Source organism: Sphingobium ummariense RL-3 (genome assembly GCF_000447205.1).
Taxonomy (GTDB): Bacteria; Pseudomonadota; Alphaproteobacteria; order Sphingomonadales; family Sphingomonadaceae; genus Sphingobium; species Sphingobium ummariense.
In genome coordinates, this window is sequence record NZ_AUWY01000047.1 from 16,600 (window position 1) to 40,753 (window position 24,154).

The window sequence follows — 24,154 nt, forward strand, 5'->3', positions numbered from 1 at the left end:
GGAGATGCGAAGGTGCGGCACCGGAAAAGAGGAGATGACTCCATGATCGTCTATGGTGCACGCCCTTCGCCCTTCGTGCGCAAGGTTCTGGTGTTCGCCGCGGAAAAGGGCATTGCGGTCGAGATGCGGCCGGGCGGCTTCGGCCGCGGCGGCGAGGAATTCGCCAGGGCGTCGCCCTTCGCCAAGATGCCGGCGCTGCAGGACGGCGACTTCACGATCAGCGACAGCAGCGCGATCATCACCTATATGGACACGCTCCATCCCGAACCGAACCTCATCCCGCTGGAGGCCCGGGCCCGGGCGCGGACCATCTGGTACGAGGAGTTCGCCGACACCATCGTGCAGGCGACCGGGCAGAAGATCTTCTTCAACCGGGTGGCAGGCAAGCTGATGGGCCTGCCCTGCGATCCCGCCGCCGCGGATCGGGCGGAGGCGGAGAAGATGCCGGACCTTTATGACTATTTGGAAAGCGTGATGCCGCAGAGCGGCTATCTGGTGGAGGACCGCTTCACCCTGGCGGACATCGCGGTGGCCTGCCCCCTGATCAACATCTGCTATTGCTCGGACGGATTGAAGTCCGGGCGCTGGCCCCGTGTGCTGGCATGGCTCGACGCCGTGCGGGCAAGGCCGAGCTTTGCCGAGGCGATGGAGAAGGAGCAGCGGGCGATGGGCAAGGCGGCTGCCTGAGAGTTGGCCCGCGCCTTTGCCGCAAACGGAAAAGGGGGACGACCTCGCCGGATCGCCCCCTTTTTGTTGGAACATCGTCCTGTTTACGCTGCCTGCGCAGCCTCTTCGCTCGCGGGCAGGCGGATGAGATAGTCGAAGGCCGAAAGGGCGGCCGTCGCGCCGGCGCCGCAGGCGATCACGATCTGCTTGTAGGGCACGGTCGTGCAGTCGCCGGCCGCGAACACGCCCGGCTGGCTGGTCTCGCCGCGCGCGTCGATCTCGACCTCGCCGCGCGGGGACAGCGCCACCGCGTCCTTCAGCCACTCTGTGTTCGGCACCAGGCCGATCTGGACGAAGATACCCTCCAGCTCGATGTCATGCTCGGTGCCGTGGTTGCGGTCCTTGTAGGAAAGGCCCGTCACCTTCTCGCCATTGCCGTGCACCTGGGTGGTGAGCGCCGAGGTGATGATCTTGACGTTGGGCAGGCTGGCGAGCTTGCGCTGAAGCACCGCATCGGCGCGCAGCTGGCTGTCGAACTCGATCAGCGTGACATGCGCCACGATGCCGGCCAGGTCGATCGCCGCCTCGACGCCCGAATTGCCGCCGCCGATCACCGCGACGCGCTTGCCCTTGAACAGCGGACCATCGCAGTGGGGGCAATAGGCGACGCCCTTGTTGCGATATTCGTCCTCGCCGGGCACGCCCATCTGCCGCCAGCGGGCGCCGGTGGACAGGATCACGGTGCGGCCCTTCAGGCTCGCGCCATTTTCCAGCACCACCTCATGATAGCCGCCCTCTTGCCTTGCCGGGATCAGCTTCGCCGCCTTCTGCAGGTTCATGATCTCGACATCATAATCCTTGACGTGTTGTTCCAGCGCGGTGGCGAATTTGGGGCCTTCGGTGCGCTGGACCGAGATGAAGTTTTCGATGTCCATGGTGTCGAGCACCTGGCCGCCGAAACGCTCCGCCGCGACGCCGGTGCGGATGCCCTTGCGTGCCGCATAGATCGCCGCCGCCGCGCCGGCGGGGCCGCCGCCGACCACCAGCACCTCGAACGGCTCCTGCTTGCGGATCTTCTCGGCCGCGCGGGCCTCTGCGCCGCTGTCGATCTTGGCGACGATCTGCTCCAGCTCCATCCGGCCCTGGCCGAAGGGCTCGCCGTTCAGGAACACGGTCGGCACCGCCATCACCTTGCGCGCATCGACCTCGTCCTGGAACAGCGCGCCGTCGATGGCGACATGGCTGATCCGGGGATTGAGCACGCTCATCAGGTTCAGCGCCTGCACCACGTCGGGGCAGTTCTGGCAGGACAGCGAGAAATAGGTTTCGAATGCATAGTCGCCGTCCAGATCCTTCACCTGCTGGATCAGCTCCTGCGCGGCCTTGGACGGATGCCCGCCGACCTGCAGCAGCGCCAGCACCAGGCTGGTGAATTCGTGGCCCATCGGGATGCCGGCAAAGCGGACGCCGATGTCGGTGCCCGTGCGGCGGATCATGAAGCTGGGCTTGCGCTTGTCGTCATCGGCGCGGACCACGGACACCTTGTCCGACAGCTCGGCGATCTCGTTCAGCAGCGTTTCCAGCTCGCGCGACTTCGCGCCATCGTCCAGCGACGCCACCAGCTCGATCGGCTGCGTGATGTTCGCCATGTAGGACTTCAGCTGTCCCTTGAGATTTGCGTCCAACATCGTCGTAGCTCCTTGCATAATGGCGCGCCGTTCCGGGGCGCGCGGCCATCCTGTCCGCCGGGTTGGTGCGACCCGAAGGCCCGGCGGGACGATAAGGATAGCTTTTGATTGTAAGTCCCGCCGGGCCGGGGAGTTGCTCGACCCGGCCCGGCAGGGACACAGGGTCGGCTTAGATCTTGCCGACGAGGTCGAGCGAGGGAGCCAGGGTCTCTTCGCCCTCTTCCCACTTGGCCGGGCAGACTTCGCCGGGGTGAGCGGCGACATATTGCGCGGCCTTGACCTTGCGCAGCAGTTCGGTCGCGTTGCGGCCGACGCCTTCCGAGGTGATCTCCATGAACTGGATCACGCCTTCGGGATCGACCAAGAAGGTCGCGCGGTCAGCGAGGCCGACGCCCGGGCGCATCACGTCGAAATTGTTGGTGATGGTGCCCGACTGGTCGCCCAGCATGTAATAGTTGATCTTGCCGATCGCCGGCGAGGTGTCGTGCCAGGCCTTGTGGCTGAAATGCGTGTCGGTGGAGACCGAATAGACCTCGACGTTCAGACCCTGCAGCGTCGGATAGATGCCGGCCAGGTCCTCGAGCTCCGTCGGGCAGACGAAGGTGAAGTCGGCGGGGTAGAAGAAGAAGATCGCCCACTTGCCCTTCACGTCCTCGTCGGTCACGTCGACGAACTTGCCTTCCTTGTAGGCGGTGGCTTTGAACGGCTTGATGGTGGTGTTGATCAGCGCCATGGGCTTTCCGGTTCCTTCTGCGGTTGCTGTTGCGCCGCCTATGTAGGAAAGCCGCCGAGTCGGGGGAAATTGCTTTTATCAGTAAGGTTGATAGAGAAAATCGATAACAGCTGACCCTATTGATCGACCCAATCACCGTTCTGGGTGCAGGCTGTGGGCGAGTGCATTCTCCAGCATCGACAGTGCCTCTTCCGCCGAGAAGGTCGTGGGATCGAGGCACAATTCCAGCCACAGCCCGTCGACCAGCGCGGACAGGGCGATGGCGGCGGTCCGCGCCGTCGCGGGAGGCATGTCGGGCTCCGCCTCGCGCAGCAGGGCCTCCAGCCGCATCCGCTGGGCGCCGTAGATTTCGGCATGGGCCTCGGCGAGCGGACCGCTGGCCTTGATCAGGCTCCAGAAGGCGATCCACGTCGCCAGCAGGTCCGGATCGAGCACCGGCGGCTGGAAATTGGCGTGCAGGAAAGCACGCAACCGGGCGCGGGGATCGGATCCTGCGGCCTCGACGGCCTGTTCCATGGCGCAGGACACGCGCTCTGCGACGGCCCGGTAGGTGGCGAGGATCAGCGAGTCGACGCCGCTGAAATAATGCGTCAGAAGGCCTGACGACACACCCGCCCGGGCGCAGATCGTCCGGACGGAGGTCCCGCCCACGCCCCGCTCGGCCAGGCTGGCCGCGGTTGCGTCGATCAGCGCCTGCCGCCTGACGTCGGCGCTTTCCCTGACGAAGCGCGCCCTTGCACGCTCCCCCGACTTTCGTGCCATATCGCTCCCGCCCCCTTTTCGGTCGCATGTCCGACGGCTGGCCGATCCGGCCGTCGTCTCCTCATCAGGGATCGAACATCGGGACCGACCGTTCCAGCTACCGGAATTACAAGGAGATAGACGAATGATCCGGCGTAACTCCACAGCAATCATGATGACGGCCATGGCAATGTGCCTGCTTGCCGGCTGCGCCAAGGGCGTGGATAACGAGGCACAGGCGGGCAACAATGCCGCCATGCCCGCCAATGCGGAGATGATCGAGGACACGGATGCCATGGGTCAGGGTGCCGCCGAGGATGCGGCGCGCCTGCCCACCGACGACTGGGTGGGCCGCTGGACCGGGCCGGAGGGCCTGTTTCTGGACATTCAGCCCGCGCCGGACGGCAAGGCGGGCCATTATGCGATCGCCAATCGCGACACGCTGGATCGCGAGGCCGACTATTCAGGCATCGCAGAAGGGGCGACGATCCGCTTCGTGCGCGACGGCAAGGATCTGTCCATCCGGCCCGGAACGGGGGCGGAAACCGGTTTCAAATATCTCGCTGACCGGCAGGACTGCCTGATCGTGGTGGCGGGGCAGGAAGGCTATTGTCGCTAGGCGGGTTGAGCGCGGCTGGCGGCGGGACTGCCCTTGCTCCATCGTCATCTCGGCCTGACCTGGGATCCCGCTTTCCTTTCCATCGCGCCTAAAGGAGGGAAAGCGAAACCCCGGATCAAGTCCGGGGTGACGGTAAATCCCTATCCAAGTCTGGCCGATTGCAGCCGGGCAGCCTGGTCAGTCCGCCGCACCACCGGCCGACAGTTGCCAGCCCAGACTTCCAGCCGCAACCGCAACCTGGGTACGGTTGCGCACGTTCAGCTTGCGCATCAGCGCTGTCATATGAACTTTGACAGTAGCTTCCGCCATGCCCAACTCATAGGCGATCTGCTTGTTGAGCAGGCCGGAATGGACGCAGCGCAGCACCTTCATCTGCGTCGGCGTCAGATGGGGCGCGGGGGCCGGTTCCTCGGCGCTCCGCTTACCTCGGCGATCGAGAATGTCGTGCATATCCTTGGCGATGTGCATCTTCCTCTCCCTGTTTCGATCCACCCGGCGACAACGTCTTCCGGGATTCGCGTTAGCGCTAACGATAGGGGAAGTAGTCAGACAGGTTCAACAGAAAAATCGCGATTGCAGCGCAATTTTGTGGTTTTTGGTCGAATCTGCTTATAAGCTGTCTAACAGATTTCTCGAATCCGCTGCGTTGGTTATCGGGTCGTGAACATATTGGGGGAGGATGAGGATGGCGGTTCCGCTTCATCGGACGGCACGGCAATGGCCGGGCGGGCGGTGCGCCCGATGACCCCGGCGGACTATCGGCTCGTCCTTTCCGCCATCATCGGCATTGCCCTTTCCATCGCGCTTATCATCCGCGGTCGGCTGCACCCCTTTGTCGGGTTGCTGTGCGGCGCCTTCACGGTAGGGCTGCTGGCCGGCCTGCCGATGAAGGAAACGGCGGAGGCGGTGGAAAAGGGCGCGGGCGCCATATTGGGCGGCACGGGCCTGGTGGTCGCGCTCGGCCTGGGCCTCGGCGCGATGCTGCAGCTGTCGGACGGCGCGGGCGGGCTCGCCCGCGCGGCGCTGCGGATATCGGGCGTACGGGGCGCGCCATGGGCCAGCCTGGGCACGGCGCTGGTGATCGGCCTGCCGCTCTTCTTTGAAACGGGACTGGTGCTGCTGCTGCCGATCGTGGCGTCCGCCGCGGCGGCGCTGCCCAGCGGTCAGAATGGCGACGCAGCCAAGCTGCGCCTGATGCTGCCCGCGCTGGCGGGCCTGTCGGTGGTCCATGCGCTGGTGCCACCGCATCCCGGGCCGCTGCTCGCAGTGGACGTGCTCGATGCCAGCCTCGGACGCACCCTCCTCTACGGCCTCATCGTGGGCATTCCCACGGCGATCATCGCCGGCCCGCTGCTTGCACGCTTCACCGCACCCGGCGTGAAGCTGAGCGAGCCGCTGCTGGAGCCGATCAAGATCGACGTGCCCACCCCTTCGGTCGGTCGCGCGCTGACCGCCGTGTTGCTGCCTGTGGCCCTGATCACCGCAGGGCAGGTGGCGGCGCTGCTGCCGCCGGCCGTCGCGCCGCATTTCCAATGGCTCGGCTGGGTCAGCCATCCCGTGGTGGCGCTGCTGGTCGCGGTGCTGGTCGCGCTGCCGCTGCTGTTCGGCCGCCGCATCACCGATCGCACGATTCAGGGCGCCATCTGGACCGAGGCGATGACCCCGGCGGGCGGCATATTGCTGGCGATCGGCGCGGGCGGCGCGCTCAAGCAGGTACTGGTGACGGCTGGCCTGTCCGACCTGCTCGTGCGCGTCGCGGGCGATGGCGCCATCTCGCCGCTGCTGCTCGCCTGGGGCGTATCGGTCTGCATCCGCCTTGCGACCGGATCGGCGACGGTGGCGACGATCACCACGGCCGGCGTCATGCAGGGGCTGGTGGCGACATCGGGGGTGGATCCCGAATGGGTGGTGCTGGCGATCGGCGCGGGATCGCTGTTCTTCTCGCACGTCAACGATCCCGGCTTCTGGCTCGTGAAGAGCTATCTGGGCACGGACATGCCCGGCACCTTCAAGACCTGGTCGATCATGGAAACGGTGGTGGCGGTGGTCGGCCTGCTGCTCGTGCTGGCGGCGAGCAGCATTCTCTGACATGGAACGGGGGGTGAGACCGACCGGCAGGCGGGTGTTCTGATGACCCAGCTACGGCTTTCCGACCATGCCTATTCGGGCATAGTGGAGATCATCAAGTCCGAGGAGCTTCAGATCGGCGCGCGGCTGCCGTCCGAGGCGCGTCTGGCGGAGATGTTCGGCGTGTCGCGCGCGATCGTGCGGGAGGCGCTCGTCCGCCTGGCGTCGGACGGCATCACCGAAGCGCGGCGCGGCGCGGGCTCCTTCGTCAAGAGCCGGCCGTCGGAGCGGCTGGCCGCCTTCATGCCGCTTGCCGAACTGCCCACGACGCTGGGCAGCTATGAGGTGCGCTTCGTGCTGGAGGCGGAAGCCGCACGGCTTGCGGCGACGCGGCGCTCGCCTCAGGAGATGACCCATATCGAGGAGGGCCTGGCGGCGCTGCGCGAGGCGTTGCTGTCGAGCGAGCCGGCGCATGTGGAGGACAAGGAACTTCATCGCCGCATCGCCGGGGCGACCGGTAACCCGGCCTTCATGCTGGCATTCGACTCGCTCTGGCCCGATGTCGAGAAGATCATGCGGGCGGGCGTCGACATCTCGCGCTCGCGGCCGCCCGAGGTCATCGCGACCATGCTGCGCGAGCATGAGGTGATCGTCGATGCGATCCGCGCCCAGGATCCCGAAGGCGCCGCGCTCGCGATGCGCTGGCACCTGTGGGAAGGACGCCGGCGGCTGATGCCCTAGGGCGGATCGACATTTAGGATTCCCAAGCGAGAGGCTGTCTGATTCATGGGGTTCCGTGTTATGGCACGGAGCGGGTGATGGGCATCAAGCGATACGAGTTGAGCGATGGGCAGTGGCAGCGGATCGAGCCGTTGCTGCCTGGCAAGGCGGGGGATCGTGGCCGGACGGGATCGGATAACCGATTGTTCGTGAACGGTTGTTTGTGGGTGCTACGGTCGGGCGCCCACTGGTGCGATCTTCCGGAACGCTATGGCAAGTGGAAGACGGTGCACAGGCGGTTCAGCCGCTGGTGCCATGCCGGGGTATGGGAGCGAGTGTTTGCCTCGCTGGTGGCCGACCGCGACAATCAGTATCTGATGCTCGATAGCACCATCGTTCGTGCCCACCAGCAGGCGGCGAGCGGGAAAGGGGGGCCTGCGACCAGGCGCTGGGGCGTTCCCGAGGCGGGCTGACCACCAAGATCCACATGCTCGCCGACACGTTCGGCCGGCCGCTGCGCTTTATCGTCACCGCCGGCCAGGTCGGCGACATTACCACTGCACCGGCCTTGCTCAACGGCCTGCAGGCCGAGGCCGTGCTTGCCGATAAAGCCTACGACAGCAATGCCTTACGCGCACTGATCGCCGATATGGACGCCATCGCGGTGATCCCGTCGAACCGCTGCCGCAAGGCCGTAATCCCCCACGATGTCGCCATCTACAAGCATCGCAACCAGATCGAGCGATGCTTCAACAGGCTCAAGCACTACCGCCGCTTCGCCACCCGATATGAACGCCGAACCATCCACTTCACCGGCTTCATACACCTCGCCGCCGCCATGATCTGGCTACAATAAATGTCGATCCGCTCTAGAGGGTTTTCAAGTCAGTCGGAACAACTGACGACTCGGAAAACACTCGGAAAACAAGGGTTTCGATCGTCCGCCGAGGATCAGCAGCCCCCGTTCCGCAGCCAGTCGAGCGCCGCGTCCCGCAGTGTCGTGGGTGGGGCGTCCGTCACCAGGGTGATCGCCGGTTCCTCGCCCAGCGGCTGTTCCAGGGTCTCCAGCTGGCTGTCGAGCAGGCTGGCCGGCATATAGTGGCCAGGGCGGTTCTTCAGCCGGGCGAGCAGTTCCTCCCGGCTGTTGTCCAGCAGGATGAAGCGGGCGTGGCCGCCGACGGCGGTGAGCAGCCGGTCGCGATAGCCCTTCCGCAACGCGGAGCAGGCGGCGACCGCCACGCCATGCGTCACGACCGCATCGGCCAGCGCCTGCCCCAGCCGGTCCAGCCAGGGCCAGCGGTCCTCGTCCGTCAGGGGCTGGCCGCCCCGCATCTTCTCGATCGCCTCGGCCGAATGGAAGCTGTCGCCCTCCAGGAACGGGCAATCGAGCGCCTCTGCCAGCAATGCGCCGAGGGTCGACTTGCCGCATCCGCTGACGCCCATCACGATCACGGCGACGGGGGAGGCGGGAACGGGCTGGGCAAAAGGCGGCAAGGCGTCCTCGCAGGCGATGGCGCCCGCCAGGCGGGCATTGCGATGATTTTCCTTGCTATAAAAGCGGTGCCGGGGTGCCGGAAACTACGACCTTCGTCGCAAGTGCCAAGCCTTCCGGTGCGGTCTAGCCGTGGAGTACGCAGAAACAGGATCGGGAACGACGATGATCGGGCGCGGCATGATAGTGGCACTGCTGGCGGCGACGGCGCTCGCCGGGGCGGGTGAGGCATGGGCGGCGGGCGGATCGGTCTTTCCCGTCGCGCCCGACGAGCCCCATGCGGTGACGGTCAAGGCCACGGGCGATGGTCGCACCGACGACACCGACGCCATCCAGCAGGCGCTGGATCGGGCGCGCGACCGGACCGGCCATGGCATCGTTTTCCTGCCATCGGCCCGGTATCGCATCACGCGCACGCTGGTGGTGCCGCAGGGGGTTCGGGTCTTCGGCGTCGGCGCGACGCGGCCGGTGATCCTGCTGGGCGCGAACACGCCCGGCTTCCGGCAGGGCGTATCGACGATGATCGTCTTTTCGGGCGGCGACCAATATGATGTCGGCCAGGTGCCGGTGCCGGTACCGACCGTGGTGCCGCGCGACAAGGTCGTGCGCGACGCGAATTCCGCCACCTTCTATTCGTCGATGAGCAATGTCGACATAGAGATCGGCCCGGGCAATCCGGCGGCGGCGGGCGTGCGCTTCCGCATGGCCCAGCACGCCTTCCTCAGCCACATGGATTTCCGCATCGGCTCCGGCTTCGCGGGCGTGTACCAGGCCGGAAATGTGATCGAGAATGTCCGCTTCCAGGGCGGCCGCTACGGCATCGTGACCGAAAAGACATCGCCCGCCTGGCAGTTCACGCTGCTCGATTCGAGCTTCGAAGGACAGCGCGACGCGGCGATCCGCGAACATGAGGTCGGGCTGACGCTGGTCAACGTCGCCATCCGCGACACGCCGGTCGGGATCGAGGTCGATCGCGGCTATGGCGATTCCCTCTGGGGCAAGGACGTCCGGTTCGAGAATGTACGCCGCGCCGGCGTCGTCATTTCCAACGAGAAGAACGTCTTCACCCAGATCGGCTTCGAAAACGCCCTGGCGACCGGGACGCCGGTCTTCGCGCGCTTTAGGGACAGCGGGCGGACGGTGGAGGGCAAGGGCCGGGCCTATAAGGTCGCCGCCTTTTCCTATGGCCTTGCGGTGCCGCAGCTTGGCCATACCGGCGACTATGCGACGGAAGCGGACATCCAGGCGCTGCCGGCGATGCCCGCCCCGCGCCCTCCCGCGATTCGCGACCTGCCGGCGATGGGCGACTGGGTCAATGTCAGGACACTGGGCGTGGTCGGCGACGGGCAGGCGGACGACACCGCCGCGATCCAGCGGGCCATCGACAGCCATCGCGTCCTCTATTTTCCGGTGGGCTTCTACAAGGTCACGGACAGCCTGAAGCTGAAACCCGACACCGTGCTGATCGGTCTGCATCCCGCCATCACCCAGCTGACCCTGCCCGACAATAATCCGCGCCATGCCGGGCTCGGCACCGTGCTGCCGATCCTGGAAAGCCCGCGCGGGGGCGACAATATCCTCTCCGGCCTCGGCCTCTTCACCGGCCGGGTGAATCCGCGGGCGGCGGCGCTGCTCTGGCGGTCGGGCGAGCACAGCCTGGTCGAGGACGTCAAGATCATGGGCGGCGGCGGCACGCCGACCGCCGATGGCAAGCCGCTCGGGTCGCTCGCGGTGCGCAGCGGCGATCCGGTGGCGGACGGCCGCATGGACGCGCAATATCCCAGCATCTGGGTGACGGACGGGGGCGGCGGCACCTTCGCCAATGTGTGGAGCCCCAACACCTTTGCCCAGGCCGGCTTCACCGTCACCGACACCAGCACGCCCGGCCATGTCTACGAGATGTCGGTCGAGCACCATGCCCGCAACGAATTCGTGCTCGACAATGTCCAGAACTGGGAGTTCCTGGCGCCCCAGACCGAGCAGGAGGTGGCCGATGGTCCCAACGCCGTCTCGCTGGAGATCCGCAATTCGCGCAACCTGCTGTTCGCCAATTATCACGGCTATCGGGTGACGCGCAGCTACCATCCCGCGCGCAGCGCGGTGAAGCTGTTCAACTCCGGCGACATCCGCTTCCGTAACGTCCATGTGAACGCCGAAAGCGGCTATGCCGCCTGCGACGACGAAGGCTGCGGCACCTTCCTGCGCGCCAGCAAATATCCGTTCGAAAACAGCATCGAGGATCTGACGCGCAAGCTGGTCGTGCGCGAGCATGAGTTCGCGAAGCTGGATATCGGCCCGGCCGGCAGCGCCGTCGCCCCGGCGCCCGCCGGCATCGCACCGGTCGAGAAGCTGGCGGATGGCTTCTGGTCGATTTCCGGCGCGGCGGTCGATGCGAAGGGCGCGCTCTATTTCATCGACCGCCGGTTCCAGCGCATCCATCGCTGGAGCGAGGCGAAGGGGCTGGAGGTCGTGCGCGACGATGCCCTCGATCCGGTCAATCTGGCGGTCGACGGCTCGGGGCACCTGCTGGTGCTGTCCTCGCTGGGGGCGAAGGGGACAGTCTATTCCTTCGATCCGGACGGCCCGAAGGACCAGCTGACGCTGATCCCGCCGACGCCGGCGCGCGCCGGCTCCGGGGCGACGACGCTGCTGCCGGTCAACTGGTGGAACAATGGCGAATTCCGCGATCAGCTCGACCAGAAGAGCTACCAGTTCACCACCCTGGCGGAGATGTTTGCGCGCGACGTGGGTACGCCCAAGGCGCGCGAATATGTCTCGCCTGACGGCAGCCTTTCGCTGCCCGCCTTCCGCGTGTGGCAGCAGGGGCCGGTCGACCATGTCGGCTGGCGCTGGTCGGACGGCCTCAACGCCAACGGCCTGGTGGGTGCCCGGCAGGGAGAGCGGCTGTTCGTCGCCAATGCTTCGGAAAATGTCACCTACAGCGGCACGGTCGGCCCGGGCGGCACGCTGACCGGGCTCAAACCCTTCGCCAACCGGGGCGGCGAGAGCGTGGCAGTCGACGGCCAGGGCCGTGTCTATGTCGCGAACGGACAGGTCTTCGTCTACGGGCCGGACGGCAGCGAGGTGGGACGGATCGACGTGCCCGATCGGCCGCTGCAGATCCTGTTCGGCGGCCCGGACCGGCGGACCCTGTTCATCCTGACGCACCACGCCCTCTATTCGGCGCGGCCGTGAGGCGGGCTGTCCGCCGCACTTACGACTTAGGTCGTAAGTGCGGTGAGAGAGGCTGCAGGATATTCCTGAACTGATGAGTTGATGATGGGCATGGGGTCTCCGGAAGAGAGCTGCCCGAACAAGAGGGGAAAGGCGTGATGAACGCAATCATGAAACTTCACCACCAGTTCGCGACCGCCAGCGTTGCGGCGCTGGTCGCCTGTGCCCTGTCGGGTACGGCCGGCGCGCAGGCCGTGCAGGCGGAACCCGTCGCTCCGGCGCAGCAGCAGGACACGGGGGGCGAGAGCAATACGCGCGACACCGCCGACATCGTTGTCACCGGATCGCGCATCACGACCAGCGGCTTCAACGCGCCGACCCCCACGCAGGTCATCGGCGAGGAGCAGATCGCCAACAACGCGCAGCCCAATATCTTCAACACCATTGCGCAGCTGCCGTCGCTGCAGGGGTCGACCGGCGCTTCCACCGGCACCTTCTCGACCTCCAGCGGCCAGCAGGGCCTCAGCTCCTTCTCGCTGCGCGGCCTCGGCCCGATCCGCACGCTGACGCTGCTCGATGGCCAGCGCGTCGTCGCGGCCAACGTCACCGGCGTGCCCGACATTTCGATGTTCCCGCAGCTGCTGGTGAAGCGCGTCGACGTCGTGACCGGCGGTGCGTCCGCCTCCTACGGCTCGGACGCGGTGGGCGGCGTTGTCAACTTCATCACCGACACCCATTTCGAAGGGTTCAAGGGCAACATCCTCGGCAGCATCACCAAATATGGTGATGACGAAACCGCCTTGGTGCAGGGCGCCTGGGGCAAGTCCTTTGCCGACGGCCGCCTGCATGTCGTGCTGAGCGGCGAATATGACCATGAAGGCGGCGTGGGCGCCGGCGATTTCGGTACCGACCTGGCCGGCAGCCGCGACTGGTATCGCGCCACGACGCTGATGAACACGGGCATCACCAACAACGGCCTGCCGCAGTTCAACTATCGCGACTATGCGCAGCCCTACCAATATTCGCGCTACGGCCTCATCAACAGCGGCCCGCTCCAGGGCATCGCCTTCGACCAGAACGGCGTCCCCTATAATTTCCAATATGGCTCCAACGGCCAGCCGCTGGGCAATGGCCGCGTCAGCAACTGCTATCCGGGCAACAGCTTCTGCGTCGGCGGCGACCTCACCGGCGCGCCGGGTTCGGGCGCCTCGCTCAAGTCGGAGCTGGAACGCATCAACGGCTATGGCCGCATCGGCTATGAATTCGCCGACAACAACGAAGCCTATGTCACGGTCAACATCGCCCAGGTGAAGACCAACAACCAGCCGAGCCCCGGCTACAACCGGCCGAGCCTGACGGTGCAGTGCGCCAACGCCTTCCTGCCGCAGCTCATCAAGGATCGCTGCGCCACGGCCGGCATCACCAGCTTCGGCTACGGGTCCAGCAACGCCAACTTCCCGGATCCGCACGTCTATACCGATCGCAAGCAGTATCGCTTCGTGGGCGGCCTCAAGGGCGCGGTCGGCGTCGCCGGCACCGAATGGAATTACGACGCCTATTATCAGCACGGCATCACCATCTCGGACATCAACGTCCGCGATATCGTGCTGCAGAACCGCTATGTCGCCGCGACCAACGCGATCGTACTGAATGGCGCCATCGTCTGCGCTGATCCGGTGGCGCGGGCCAACGGGTGCCAGCCGATCAACATCTTCGGCGGCGCGCCGCCCTCGGCCTCGGCGCTCGCCTATGTCGCGCCGGGCGACAATGGCCCGTTCCAGCACACGAAGCTGACGCAGGACGTCGCCAGCCTCAACATCTCGGGCAGCCCGTTCGAATCCTGGGCCGGTCCGGTCTCGGTGGCGTTCGGTGGCGAATATCGCCGTGAATTCTACCGCGTGAACGCCGACCCCTATGGCGCGGGCGTGTCCGACCTCAGTCCCAACAGCCCCGAATATCCGGCCGACCCGCTGCTCAATTCGCAGCTGGGCAGCAACTGGGCCGCTGGCAACTACAAGAATGGCCGCGGCAAATATGAAGTGTGGGAAGGCTATCTGGAAGTCGATCTTCCGATCATCAACAGCGACGCCATGGGTCGCGCCAACCTGAACGGTGCCGCTCGCGTCACCAACTACAGCACGTCGGGCACGGTCTGGACGTGGAAGATCGGCGGCACCTGGGACACCCCGCTCGACGGCGTCCGCCTGCGCGCGGTCACGTCGCGCGACGTGCGCGCGCCCAACCTGTCGGAACTGTTCGCCGCGCCGACGGTCACGACGCTGCCCAACTTCACCGATCCGTTCCGCAACCAGGCGGTGCAGGTGTTCCAGAACACGATCGGCAACACCAACCTGCAACCGGAAGTCGCGCGCAACACCGAACTCGGCATCGTTCTGTCGCGGCCGTCCTGGGCGCCGGGCCTCAGCCTGTCGTTCGACTATTATAATATCAAGCTCAGCGGCGTGGTCTCGTCGCTCTCCGCCGACCAGATCGTCCGCTTCTGCTTCGAAGGCAACCAGGCCTTCTGCGGCGGTTTCCAGCTGGACGGACCGCAGGGCACCAACTTCGTCAACGTCCAGCCGTTCAACCTGGCGTCCTGGAAGACGAACGGCTTCGATATCGAGGCGAGCTATCAGTGGCAGCAGCCGCTCGGCCTGCCGGGCAACTTCACCGTCCGCGCGCTGGCGACGCATATCCGGAAGTTCATCGTCGAAGCGGGCATCGCCGGCGTCGATCCGGTGGACCAGGCCGGCGCCAACAACGGCAACACGCCCGACTGGAAATGGCTGGCGGTGCAGACCTATGACAGCGGCCGCTTCAGCCTGACGGTGCAGGAACGCTGGTTCAGCGACGGCACCTTCGGCAACCAGTATGTCGTCTGCCAGTCGTCCTGCCCGGTCTCGACCGGCAATCACCCGACCATCGACTACAACACGATGAAGGGCGCCTTCTACGTCGATATCGGCGCCAGCTTCGACATCACCGACAAGATCACGGTCTATGGCAAGGTCGACAACCTCTTCGACAAGGATCCGGTCGCGGCGCCGCAGACCAACACCGGCCTCGACATCAACCCGGCGCTTTATGACACGCTGGGTCGCATCTACCGGGCGGGCGTGCGCTTCAACTTCTGACGCCTTCCCTGTTCTCCCCAACCTTGTCCCGGCCCCTGCACGGCCGGGACATTTCTTCTTGAAGAGGAATCTGGTGATGGTTCGCGGATTGAGCGGCGCCTGCGCGGCGGTGATGCTGATGCTGGCGGCCCAGTCGGCTGCGGCGTCCCCGTCCGTCTATACGACCGCTCCCGACGAACCGCGCGCCGTCACCGTTCAGGGCGTGGCCGACGGCCGCGCCGACGATAGCGCCGCGATCCAGCAGGCGATCGACAGGGCGGCGGCAAAGGGCGGCGGCGGCATCGTCTTCCTGCCCCAGGGTACCTATCGCATCACCCGCACCCTCTTCCTCTGGCCCGGCGTCCGCATCTTCGGCGTCGGCGCACAGCGGCCGGTGATCCTGCTCGGCAAGAATACGCCCGGCTTCCAGAAGGGCGTCGCGCACATGCTGATGTTCACGGGCGCCAAGCGGCAGACCGACAAGGACACGCCGCCCGCCGCCTTTCCTCCCGCCGGCAGCGTGCCGTTCGACAAAAATATCGCGGACGCCAATCCGGGCACTTTCTATTCCGCGCTCGGCAATATCGACTTCCGCATCATGGACGGCAATCCGGCCGCGACCGCGATCCGCTTCCATTCGGCGCAGCACAGCTTCGTGTCCCACGTCGATTTCGATCTCGGGACCGCGCTTGCCGGCCTCTACCATGTCGCGAACGAGGCCGAAGACCTGCATTTCAAGGGCGGCCGCTATGGCATCCTCGCCGAAAAGCCGTCCCCGGCCTGGGGTTTCGCGCTGGTCGACGCGACCTTCGAGGGGCAGCGCGACGCCGCGATCCGCGAACATGAAGCCGGCCTCACCATGGTCAACGTCGCCTTCAAGAATGTGCCGGTCGGCATTGAGATCGACCGGGGGTATGGCGACTGGCTGTGGGGCCAGGATCTGCGCTTCGAGAATGTGAGCAAGGCCGGCGTCATCATCTCGAATGAGAAGAATGTCTATACGCAGGTCGGCTTCCAGAATGTCGTTGCATCCCGCACGCCGACCTTCGCCCGCTTCCGCGAAAGCGGACGGACGGTCGCGGGCAGGGGTGCGGCCTACAGGGTCGCGGCCTTCACCCACGGCCTGACCCTGCCGGGCGAGGGCCGCATCGGCGAATATAAGACCAATACGCAGATCGAGGCGATCGGTGCCCTTCCTGCGCCGTTCGCGCCCGCCATCCGCCCGCTTCCGCCCGTGTCCGACTGGGTCAGCGTCCGCACGCTGGGCGCGAAGGGCGACGACAAGACCGACGATACCGCCGCGATCCAGAAGGCGATCGACAGCCACCGCGTGGTCTATCTGCCTGCCGGCTTCTATCGCGTCAGCGACACCCTTCGCCTGAAGCCCGACACGGTGCTTCTCGGCCTGCATCCCAGCCTGACGCAGATCGTGCTGCCCGACGGAACGCCCGCCTGGCAAGGCGTCGGCGCGCCCAAGGCGCTGGTGGAAAGCGCGTCGGGCGGCGACGCCATCGTTGCCGGTATCGGCCTCGACACGCAGGGCGCGAACCCGCGCGCGACGGCGCTGCTGTGGAAGGCGGGCGCCAACTCCATGGTCAATGACGTCAAGTTCCAGGGCGGCCATGGCACCGACCGCTTCGACGGCACGCGCGTCGTTCCCTACAACAACAACGCCACCGGCGACCCCGACGCCGCGCGCCGCTGGGCCGGGCAATATGCCAGCCTCTGGGTCACGGAAGGGGGCGGGGGCACCTTCGCCAATGTCTGGAGCCCCAGCACCTTCGGTCATCCGGGCATCTATGTGTCCGACACGCAGACGCCCGGCCGGATCATCCAGGCATCGGTCGAACATCATGTGCGATCGGAATTCGCGCTCAACCGCGTCGCCAACTGGGAGCTTCTGGCGCCGCAGACCGAGGGCGAGGCGGGCGAAAGCGGCGATGCCGTCGCGCTCGAAATCCGCAACTCGCGCAACATCCTGGTCGCCAACTTCCACGGCTACCGCGTCACCCGCACGCGCAAGCCCGCGCCGGCGGCGGTCACGGTCTATAATTCGCAGGACATCCGCTTCCGCAACGTCCATGTGAACGGCGAAAGCGGCCTTGGCACCTGCGACGAAAATGGCTGCGCCACCTTCCTGCGCCTCACCAAATTCCCGTTCGAAAACAGCATCCGCGACGTGACACACGGCATCGACACGCGCGAACGGGAATTCGCCGTGCTCGACATCCCTGCCACGCCCGATCCGGTGAAGCCTTCGACCTTCCAGAACGGCAAGGTCGCGCAATTGGCGGACGGCTTCTATGCGGCCGGCGGCGGCGCGGTCGATGCGCAGGGCCGGCTCTATTTCATCGACCGCTTCTTCCAGCGCATCTGGCGCTGGTCCGACGCGGGCAAGCTGGAAATGGTGCGCGACGCGACGCTCGATCCGGTGAACCTGACGGTCGACAAGTCAGGCGACCTCCTCGTCCTCTCCTCCTATGGCCGCAACGGCACGGTCTACAGCGTGAAGCCCGACGCGCCTGACAGCCAGATCAGCGTGATCCCGGCGACGCCCGTCGCGACGGGCTCGACCACCGTCCTCCCGGTCAACTGGTGGATCAACGGCGAGTTCAAGGATCAGATCGACCCCAAAACCTATGAGTTCACCACGCTCGCCGAAATGTTCACGCGCGAGATGGGGAAGGCGAAGCTGCACGAATATGTCTCCCCGGACGGCAGCGTGGCGCTGCCCGCCTTCCGCACCTTCGCCCAGGGGCCGGCGGATCATCGCGGCCTGCGTTTCTCGGACTCGCTCGACAGCTATGGCTTCATCCAGGGCAGGCCGGGCGACCGGCTATTCATCACCAACGGGTCGGAAAACCGCACCTATAGCGGGCTGGTCGGCGCGGGTGGGGCGATCACGGACCTGAAGCCCTTTGCCGACCGAGGCGGGGAGGGCGTCGCGACCGATGCAGAAGGCCGCGTCTATGTCGCGAACGGACAGGTGTTCGTCTATTCTTCGAATGGGCAGGAGATCGGCCGGATCGACGTGCCGGAGCGGCCGCTGCAGATCCTGTTCGGCGGGCCGGATCGCAAGACGCTGTTCATCCTGTCGCACCACGGCCTCTACGCCTGGCGGGCGCAGTAGGCGCGCCGATCGGACCATCAGGGAACCGGCAAGGAGGACAGGGCCTTTATCCCCCATGCGCAAGACCGATCCCGTCTCCCTCACTCTCGACTGCTGGAGCCTTGGCATGGAGGCCTGGTCCGTCGTGGGCATGCGCGTGCCCCGGCTGATGACCGGCGACCCCGCCGCCCTGGTCGAAGCGCAGCGCATGGTCGCGGAGAAGGTGGAAGCCGCTGCCCTGCTGCAATGGAAGATGATGACCGGCGGGCTTGGCGGTTCGGTGCCGGCCATGCTGGGCGGATCTGTCGCCCATTATCGCGCCGCCGTACGCAAGAACCGCCGCCGCCTCGGAAGCGGCAAGCGGCGGTAGGAGCTGGGTTGATCCGCGTCAGCTGGCGCCGGTATCGCGCATGAACCGCAGGGGATCGACGGCTCTGCCGTTCAGCCGCACCTCATAGTGCAGATGGGGACCGGTCGAATGCCCCGTCGATCCGACATAGCCGATCAGCCTTCCCCGACGGAGCGCCTGCCCCGGCGTCACGGCGATCTGCGACATATGGGCATAGCGCGTCTCATATCCCGACCTGTGCCGGATGGTGACGAGCAGGCCATAGCCCCCGGTCCGCCCGGCAATCGCGACGGTGCCGTCGGCCGTGGCATAGACCGGCTTTCCGGCCGGTTCTGGCAGGTCGACGCCGGCATGATAGCGCATCCGGTTGAGGATCGGATCGCGGCGCATCCCGATGGCGGCCGATATGCGTTGCGGCGGCGGGGATGCGGACGCAGGCTTCGCCATCAACGGCCGGGTGGACGGCACGAGGGCCGGTCGCTGCCGGTCCTGCGCGGTCTTCCAGTCCTTGAACAGGGCACGGAACTGCGCCTCGTCTTCGGTGGCTGCATCCGTCGCCGCAGCGTGCTGCGGCGCCATGCTCGCCAGGGCCAGCAGGATGGGAAAGGCCCGTCCTCTCATGATCCTGCCCTCCCTTTCACGCCCGCCTTGCCGGGCCGGCGGAAGTCCACGACGGTGACGACGCGGCCGCCGATCGCGCCCTTGCGCGGAGCGAAGCTCGCGACCACCCTGCCGCGCGAGAGCAACTCCCGATAGGCGGCATATTCGATCGGGAAGCTGTGCTGCTCGCGTCGGTAGCGGTCATATTGGGTCAATATGGCGAAGTCGGGGCGACAGGATGCGCGCTTGCTCGCCGCCATGGTGCCATAGTCGATATTCGCCCGGCTGCCGCGCGCCTGGTCGATGGGCGCATAGCTCGTCTTGCCCTGCAGCAGGCCCTTGGCGTCGACGCATCCCGCCTCGCCGATCGGGAACAGGAAATGCCAGGGCTGCTGCACCAGGTCGAAGGCGAAATGCTCGATCAGGACAGTGCTGCCCGGCGGGACATGCCGCCGTGCCCATGCGGAGGCGATCTGCCGCGTGTCGTTCATCCGCTCCCGAGCGTCCAGGCGGGCCTGCAGCAGCATCGGCAGGAGCATCGCCACCAGGAAAAGGGCAACCACCGCGCCGCCACGACGCCCCCCCGCCCGCGTCGCCGCCGCGTCCACCGCCGCCCCGATCACAACGGCGCAGATGAACAGCAGTGGCAGCGCCCAGCGCTCCCAAACCATGGTCTGGACGCTCAGCAGCAGGATGAAGCTCAGCAGAAGGGGGAGCAGCAGGAGCCGCGCGCGCCGGTTCCGCCAGCACAGCACCATGCCCGGAACCAGCATGACCGTTCCGACCAGGCTGAGGCCGCCGATCAGTGGCCCGTTCAGATACCAGGCCGCATTCTGCATCAGCGTGCCGCCGGTCGACCCGAGATGGCGGACCTGCCCTTCGCCGCTCAGGTTTCGCAGCACCGTGGGATAATCGAGCAGCAGATAGGGCGACAGCAGGATGATGAAGAGGCCGCACAGGGCGCACAGGGCGGCCAGCCGCCGCGTCGCCTGCGGCCAGCCGATCCGCCCCTCCCAAGCGCGCAGCGCCAGCGCCGCCGCGATCGGCAGGCCCGAAAGCGCGAAGGGCCATTTGGTCGTGACCGCCAACGCCAGCCACAGGGCGGCGACAGCGATGTCGCGCCGCCGGCCCCGCTCCGCGATGTTCAAGGCCGACAGCAGGGCCAGCAGCATGAAGAAGCAGGCCATCATGTCCGACCGGATGATCTGCGAATAGGTGATGTGGACCGGGCTGCACGCCAGCAGCGCGGCGGCCACGACGCCAGCCCGCGGCGAAAACAGCCGCGTCGCCAGGCGGCAGGTCAGCAGCAGCGTCCCCAGCCCGAAAACGGTCATCGCGATGCGTCCGGGCAGGATCACCCAGCCCGGATCGCCATAGATCGCGGTCGCGAACGCCGTCACCGTGGGGAACCAGCCTGCCAGCCATCCGGTCAGGAAGACGCCGATATTGACCAGCGCCAGCACATACATGGTGATGGTGGCCGGGTGGCCGAACCATCCAGGGTTCAGCGTGGCGCCGCGCAGCATCCTGATCGCGCCCAGCTCGAACATCAGTTCATCGGGGTCGTTGAGGCCCGGCAGCCCGAACCGGATCGAGGCGAGCCGAAGCCAGAGCGCCGCGATCAAAATCAGCGCGAGCAGCCAGAAGCGGGGACGACGAAGCACCGGCATCATGCCTCGTCGAGGAAGAGGCTGTCGCCCTGGACCGGAACGGGCCGCCCGCGGCGCCGCACGCGATTGTCCTCGCCTCCCGAAAGAGCGGCATCATCATGGCCGTTGGTGTCGATCCGCAGGCGCCGGGCGGTGCCTTCGATCGCCACGCCGCCGCCGAAGGCGCGATCCCGCCCGACGACCAGCAGCGCCACCGTTCCGCGTGCGCAGTCGCGCAGCAGCGCGGCGTCCCGTGGCGTGGCGTGGCGCGGATTGCCGATCCAGCCCTGCAGCGCAAAGCCGCGGCATGCGGACAGCTCCACGGGCGCGGCATGTTCCAGGATCTTCAGCCCCCGGACCTGCAATCCCTCGCTGTCGTTCACCAGCAGTCCCACGGCCGTGCCGCCGGCCGCGCTGTTGGTCGTACCGACCAGCTGCCCGCCCTGGATCGCGAGCGACCCATGCATCGCCTCGCACCGGATGCCCGCGCGGCCTTGCGGCGCGACCGCGACATAGGGTTCGGCAAGGTCGATCATCATATGGGCGGACGTATCGCGGATAACGATGCCGGCTTCGCCGCACTGGTCGACGATCGGCATGCGGATGTGAAGGTTTACATGGCCGTTGCGCGCCCGATCGCCGATCCGCGCGGTCTGCCCGTCGACGCGGATGCCCACCGCGACGGCCGTCGCCTCGAAATTGGTGATGAAACTGTCGGCGAAGGCGCCTTCCAGCAGCAGTCCCACCGAATCGCTGACGCCGGGATTGCCGCCGATGGTGGCGTTGCAGTCGGTCATGAACAGCGACGCGTTCCCTCCCGCAAGGCCGATGTCGCTCATCCCGTCGAGCAGGAAACCGCGCCAGGGCTGTCCGCCCTGCACAGCGGGGATCGACCGGAAGGCGACGCAGTCGATCAGCTGTGATCGCACCAGCCCGTGCAGCAGGAAACTTGTCCCGTGCTCGGCGGCGCTGACCTGCTCGAAACGAGCGTAGAGCAGATAGGACGCCGCCAGTCCGACGGGTTGGCGACCCGCACCTGCATCGACCGGCGCGCTGCGGCACAGGGCGAGCGATCGGATTTCGATGTTCTGCGGAAAGTCGTTGACGCTCGGCGGGCGCGATCGGGGGCCCACGCGCATCACATCGCCTCGCCCGTTGGTCAGGATGAGGCGCGTTCCCTGCCATCCATCGGTGCCCCGGAAACCGGAGCCTGTGATGCGGCTGAACGCCCTTTCGACGACCAATGTGTCGGACAGATAATAGTCCGCGGGCAGAAGCTGCATCACGGGGTGGGCGGCGTGGCAGGCCTGCATCGCGGCCAGGCTGTCCCGCCCGCTGTCCCCGGGAGCAGCACCCCACCATTCGGGGTGGGCATGGGGCGTGCGGCCATGGTTCAGATCGACGCGGCCCGATCCGGCGAAGACCCGGGAAAGGGGCGCTTCGAAATGGCCCGACAACTGCAACGTGGCGCCAGGCGCGATCTCGATGACCGCGCCAGGGGCCAGTTTCAGATCGGCGTCGATCCGCATGTTCGCATCCACGCGGTAGACGCCGGCCGCCAGCGCATATCCATGCTCACCGGCGCGCAGCGGTTCCGCCGCGCTCGCCAGCCCGGCGCCCGCCAGCGCCACCGACAGCGGCAACAGGGCGCGACGCGAAACGGCTTCGATCATGCCTGCTGTTCCGGACCCTGGACTGGCGGACGGGGACGCAGGATGCCCGGAAGCAACGGCCAGTCGCGCCGGAACCGCCAGCGATCCTGCCAGCCCTGGCCGCGGATGTCCTTCCACACATCGTAGAGTGTGACGCCCGCAAGGCAGTTGCAGGCGATGAACATTATAACCGGACGCAATATCGAAAGAATGCCAATGCCATATTGGGCCAGCACCTGCCGATTACCCAGAAAGCTCTCGTGCAATATGGGCGGCATCCCTGCGGGAATGATATATTCGTCGGGAATGCAATAGAGATAGGTCAGCACGATGGCGGTTGGCCGCGCCCAACCGCGCCAGCGCTCCATAAAAATGGAAAGCAACAGGAAGATGGCTGTGTAACCACCGGCCTCGCTGGTCGCCAACGCAATGATGGTGCCAAACATAATGACCCGATGATTTGGTACGACCTCGGGACGAAGAAAGGTTGCAGCCACCCCGGCGACGGCAAGTGCCTGCGTCAAATAGGTCAGGCCTGTTGCCGTCAGGTAGATTGCATTGACCTGAGAGGAATTGAAAACAGCATAGACGGGGAAATTGCCGTGCACCACTGTACGCAGTGGCCCCAAGCTGGACGCATACCAAATGTCCTCAAGCCGCTCACCGCGCACAACGCCTGAAAATTGCGAGATGTTGTGGAGGATCGCCAGGGGATTGCCTTCCCCCAGAATAGCCCAACTAACCAGATAGACGCCGATCGTCGAGAGCACCGCGCCTTCAACCGCGAGCCAGCGGCGCTTGGCGAGCGGCGCCAGCACCGCAGCGATCATATAGACTTTCAGATTGACGACGATGCCGGCACACAGCCAGCGCAGACGGGCGGATCGGAGCAGAGGACCGTAGGCAAGCAGATAGGCGCAATAGGCGATGGTAATCAGATTTCCACGTTCCAATGCGTAGAGCATTGGGAAACCCAGGGCGATCGCTATGGATCGCGGCACATAAGTCGTACGATCCACCTTGCGCAAATGAAAGACTGTCAGCACGCCTGCCAACAGAAAAGAGCCGCAAATCGTCGCGTCGCCTAACCAGTCGCAAGCACGGGCATCGACATCGAAATTATTCGTATAGCATTGGTTGATGCTCAGAATCTTCATGATGACGAATGACAGCGGCGGATAGATCGACATTTCTATGTCATAGGCGCCCCGCCGGTGCGCATATTGAGCCAGCGAGAACCAGTCTGACCAGGTTCCCCAAGGTTCGTAGAAGAAGGGCTGGCGCATATAGCCATATTTGGCGAAATACCATGCGATATGACCAATCGCAGTCAGGATCGCGAGCACTAGGGCATATTCGATCAGCAGATGCCATCGACGCGGACGCGTTGCCGAAGTCATGCGGGCTTGTCGCGAAAGACGAGATATTTGAGCGCGAAATAGTTGATGGCGGAGACGATTATGGTCGACATCAGGCCCGCGAGATACGGTGAATCGATCACGCGAGAGCAGAGGAAGAGCATCGCCAGCCCGACCACATAATTGCCCGCATAGGAGAGGACGAAGCGGAAGCGTGCCGGAGCCGCATCGCGGAACACATGGCGGCTATAGGTCAGATAGTTAAACGCCATTCCCGCCAGATGCGCGATCAGTTGCGCGGCGAACAGGTTGAGGCCGAGCCAAACCAGCAGCGAATAGGCGCCGAAGCCGAAGGCGGTGTTGACCAGCCCGGCCTGATAGTAACGCCAGATTTCGCCGATGCGCTCCCGCGACAGCACCATGG

The 24,154-nt window shown here is 65.9% G+C and carries 18 protein-coding genes and 1 pseudogene; 9 read left to right on the forward strand and 10 right to left on the reverse strand.

Translation table 11 applies throughout. From position 1 onward, the window contains the following. The first annotated feature begins 42 nt into the window (after window positions 1-42). Entirely contained in the window at window positions 43-687 is a 645-nt protein-coding gene (locus M529_RS30035) for a glutathione S-transferase family protein (RefSeq protein WP_021316959.1), read from the forward strand. An 83-nt stretch (window positions 688-770) separates the two neighbouring features. Here M529_RS30035 and ahpF read toward each other — a convergent pair whose 3' ends face one another. The 3 genes from ahpF to betI all read right to left on the reverse strand — a co-directional run bounded on the left by ahpF (window position 771) and on the right by betI (window position 3,849). Beyond that, window positions 771-2,354 carry an alkyl hydroperoxide reductase subunit F gene (gene ahpF / locus M529_RS30040; RefSeq protein WP_021316960.1) on the reverse strand — a complete coding sequence of 528 codons (1,584 nt, stop codon included), beginning with the start codon at window positions 2,352-2,354 and terminating at the stop codon, window positions 771-773. Between the two features lie 169 nt (window positions 2,355-2,523). Next, on the reverse strand, window positions 2,524-3,087 hold the full coding sequence (gene ahpC / locus M529_RS30045; RefSeq protein ID WP_021316961.1) for an alkyl hydroperoxide reductase subunit C: 564 nt from the start codon (window positions 3,085-3,087) through the stop codon (window positions 2,524-2,526). Window positions 3,088-3,219: 132 nt separating this feature from the next. Beyond that, window positions 3,220-3,849 (reverse strand): transcriptional regulator BetI, encoded by a 630-nt coding sequence (gene betI, locus M529_RS30050; RefSeq protein WP_021316962.1) that lies wholly within the window; start codon window positions 3,847-3,849, stop codon window positions 3,220-3,222. Between the two features lie 124 nt (window positions 3,850-3,973). Here betI and M529_RS30055 point away from each other — a divergent pair, with 124 nt between their 5' ends. After that, window positions 3,974-4,447, forward strand: a complete 474-nt coding sequence (locus tag M529_RS30055; protein ID WP_031294537.1) for a hypothetical protein — start codon at window positions 3,974-3,976, stop codon at window positions 4,445-4,447. Between the two features lie 177 nt (window positions 4,448-4,624). On the opposite strand, the gene M529_RS30060 is transcribed toward M529_RS30055, so the two are convergent. After that, entirely contained in the window at window positions 4,625-4,897 is a 273-nt protein-coding gene (locus M529_RS30060) for a helix-turn-helix domain-containing protein (protein WP_408021265.1), read from the reverse strand. Between the two features lie 291 nt (window positions 4,898-5,188). On the opposite strand from M529_RS30060, the gene M529_RS30065 reads away from it, so the two are divergent. The 3 genes and pseudogenes from M529_RS30065 to M529_RS48205 all read left to right on the forward strand — a co-directional run bounded on the left by M529_RS30065 (window position 5,189) and on the right by M529_RS48205 (window position 8,090). Continuing rightward, entirely contained in the window at window positions 5,189-6,535 is a 1,347-nt protein-coding gene (locus M529_RS30065; protein ID WP_031294538.1) for a GntT/GntP/DsdX family permease, read from the forward strand. Between the two features lie 42 nt (window positions 6,536-6,577). Further along, the gene (locus M529_RS30070; protein WP_021316966.1) at window positions 6,578-7,255 is read left to right on the forward strand and encodes a FadR/GntR family transcriptional regulator; all 678 of its coding nucleotides are present in this window, start codon (window positions 6,578-6,580) and stop codon (window positions 7,253-7,255) included. A 77-nt stretch (window positions 7,256-7,332) separates the two neighbouring features. Then, window positions 7,333-8,090, forward strand: a pseudogene (locus tag M529_RS48205) (IS5 family transposase). 95 nt (window positions 8,091-8,185) lie between these two features. On the opposite strand, the gene M529_RS30085 reads toward M529_RS48205, so the two are convergent. Continuing rightward, window positions 8,186-8,728: a gluconokinase gene (locus tag M529_RS30085; RefSeq protein ID WP_021316969.1), complete on the reverse strand. Its 543-nt coding sequence runs from the start codon at window positions 8,726-8,728 to the stop codon at window positions 8,186-8,188. A 163-nt stretch (window positions 8,729-8,891) separates the two neighbouring features. On the opposite strand from M529_RS30085, the gene M529_RS30090 reads away from it, so the two are divergent. The 4 genes from M529_RS30090 (at window position 8,892) to M529_RS30105 (ending at window position 18,492) form a co-directional block, all read left to right on the forward strand. Beyond that, window positions 8,892-11,921: a glycosyl hydrolase family 28-related protein gene (locus M529_RS30090; RefSeq protein WP_021316970.1), complete on the forward strand. Its 3,030-nt coding sequence runs from the start codon at window positions 8,892-8,894 to the stop codon at window positions 11,919-11,921. Between the two features lie 137 nt (window positions 11,922-12,058). After that, the gene (locus M529_RS30095) at window positions 12,059-15,034 is read left to right on the forward strand and encodes a TonB-dependent receptor plug domain-containing protein (protein WP_021316971.1); all 2,976 of its coding nucleotides are present in this window, start codon (window positions 12,059-12,061) and stop codon (window positions 15,032-15,034) included. Between the two features lie 76 nt (window positions 15,035-15,110). Next, a complete protein-coding gene (locus M529_RS30100; protein ID WP_021316972.1) occupies window positions 15,111-18,143 on the forward strand; it encodes a glycosyl hydrolase family 28-related protein in 3,033 nt (1,010 codons plus the stop codon). A gap of 55 nt (window positions 18,144-18,198) precedes the next feature. Continuing rightward, entirely contained in the window at window positions 18,199-18,492 is a 294-nt protein-coding gene (locus M529_RS30105) for a hypothetical protein (RefSeq protein WP_021316973.1), read from the forward strand. 18 nt (window positions 18,493-18,510) lie between these two features. Here the strand turns inward: M529_RS30105 and M529_RS47645 are convergent, their stop codons facing one another. The 5 genes from M529_RS47645 to M529_RS30130 are packed head-to-tail and all read right to left on the reverse strand — an operon-like array spanning window position 18,511 to window position 24,152. Then, complete coding sequence (locus M529_RS47645; RefSeq protein ID WP_021316974.1) at window positions 18,511-19,092, reverse strand: M23 family metallopeptidase; 582 nt, start codon at window positions 19,090-19,092, stop codon at window positions 18,511-18,513. Then, on the reverse strand, window positions 19,089-20,735 hold the full coding sequence (locus M529_RS30115; RefSeq protein WP_161626324.1) for an ArnT family glycosyltransferase: 1,647 nt from the start codon (window positions 20,733-20,735) through the stop codon (window positions 19,089-19,091). The genes M529_RS47645 and M529_RS30115 overlap by 4 nt, the downstream gene beginning before the upstream one ends. A 5-nt stretch (window positions 20,736-20,740) precedes the next feature. Beyond that, a complete protein-coding gene (locus tag M529_RS30120; protein WP_021316976.1) occupies window positions 20,741-22,393 on the reverse strand; it encodes a hypothetical protein in 1,653 nt (550 codons plus the stop codon). Further along, complete coding sequence (locus M529_RS30125; RefSeq protein WP_021316977.1) at window positions 22,390-23,772, reverse strand: glycosyltransferase family 87 protein; 1,383 nt, start codon at window positions 23,770-23,772, stop codon at window positions 22,390-22,392. The genes M529_RS30120 and M529_RS30125 overlap by 4 nt, the downstream gene beginning before the upstream one ends. After that, window positions 23,769-24,152 (reverse strand): GtrA family protein, encoded by a 384-nt coding sequence (locus M529_RS30130; protein ID WP_021316978.1) that lies wholly within the window; start codon window positions 24,150-24,152, stop codon window positions 23,769-23,771. The genes M529_RS30125 and M529_RS30130 overlap by 4 nt, the downstream gene beginning before the upstream one ends. Window positions 24,153-24,154 lie beyond the last annotated feature (2 nt).

Excerpts from the sequence above, each read along its gene's own strand:
- M529_RS30035 (WP_021316959.1), top strand. The coding sequence starts at position 43 with ATGATCGTCTATGGTGCACGCCCTTCGCCCTTCGTGCGCAAGGTTCTG.
- ahpF (WP_021316960.1), bottom strand. The coding sequence starts at position 2,354 with ATGTTGGACGCAAATCTCAAGGGACAGCTGAAGTCCTACATGGCGAAC.
- ahpC (WP_021316961.1), bottom strand. The coding sequence starts at position 3,087 with ATGGCGCTGATCAACACCACCATCAAGCCGTTCAAAGCCACCGCCTAC.
- betI (WP_021316962.1), bottom strand. The coding sequence starts at position 3,849 with ATGGCACGAAAGTCGGGGGAGCGTGCAAGGGCGCGCTTCGTCAGGGAA.
- M529_RS30055 (WP_031294537.1), top strand. The coding sequence starts at position 3,974 with ATGATCCGGCGTAACTCCACAGCAATCATGATGACGGCCATGGCAATG.
- M529_RS30060 (WP_408021265.1), bottom strand. The coding sequence starts at position 4,897 with ATGCACGACATTCTCGATCGCCGAGGTAAGCGGAGCGCCGAGGAACCG.
- M529_RS30065 (WP_031294538.1), top strand. The coding sequence starts at position 5,189 with ATGACCCCGGCGGACTATCGGCTCGTCCTTTCCGCCATCATCGGCATT.
- M529_RS30070 (WP_021316966.1), top strand. The coding sequence starts at position 6,578 with ATGACCCAGCTACGGCTTTCCGACCATGCCTATTCGGGCATAGTGGAG.
- M529_RS30090 (WP_021316970.1), top strand. The coding sequence starts at position 8,892 with ATGATCGGGCGCGGCATGATAGTGGCACTGCTGGCGGCGACGGCGCTC.
- M529_RS30095 (WP_021316971.1), top strand. The coding sequence starts at position 12,059 with ATGAACGCAATCATGAAACTTCACCACCAGTTCGCGACCGCCAGCGTT.
- M529_RS30100 (WP_021316972.1), top strand. The coding sequence starts at position 15,111 with ATGGTTCGCGGATTGAGCGGCGCCTGCGCGGCGGTGATGCTGATGCTG.
- M529_RS30105 (WP_021316973.1), top strand. The coding sequence starts at position 18,199 with ATGCGCAAGACCGATCCCGTCTCCCTCACTCTCGACTGCTGGAGCCTT.
- M529_RS47645 (WP_021316974.1), bottom strand. The coding sequence starts at position 19,092 with ATGAGAGGACGGGCCTTTCCCATCCTGCTGGCCCTGGCGAGCATGGCG.
- M529_RS30120 (WP_021316976.1), bottom strand. The coding sequence starts at position 22,393 with ATGATCGAAGCCGTTTCGCGTCGCGCCCTGTTGCCGCTGTCGGTGGCG.
- M529_RS30125 (WP_021316977.1), bottom strand. The coding sequence starts at position 23,772 with ATGACTTCGGCAACGCGTCCGCGTCGATGGCATCTGCTGATCGAATAT.
- M529_RS30130 (WP_021316978.1), bottom strand. The coding sequence starts at position 24,152 with ATGGTGCTGTCGCGGGAGCGCATCGGCGAAATCTGGCGTTACTATCAG.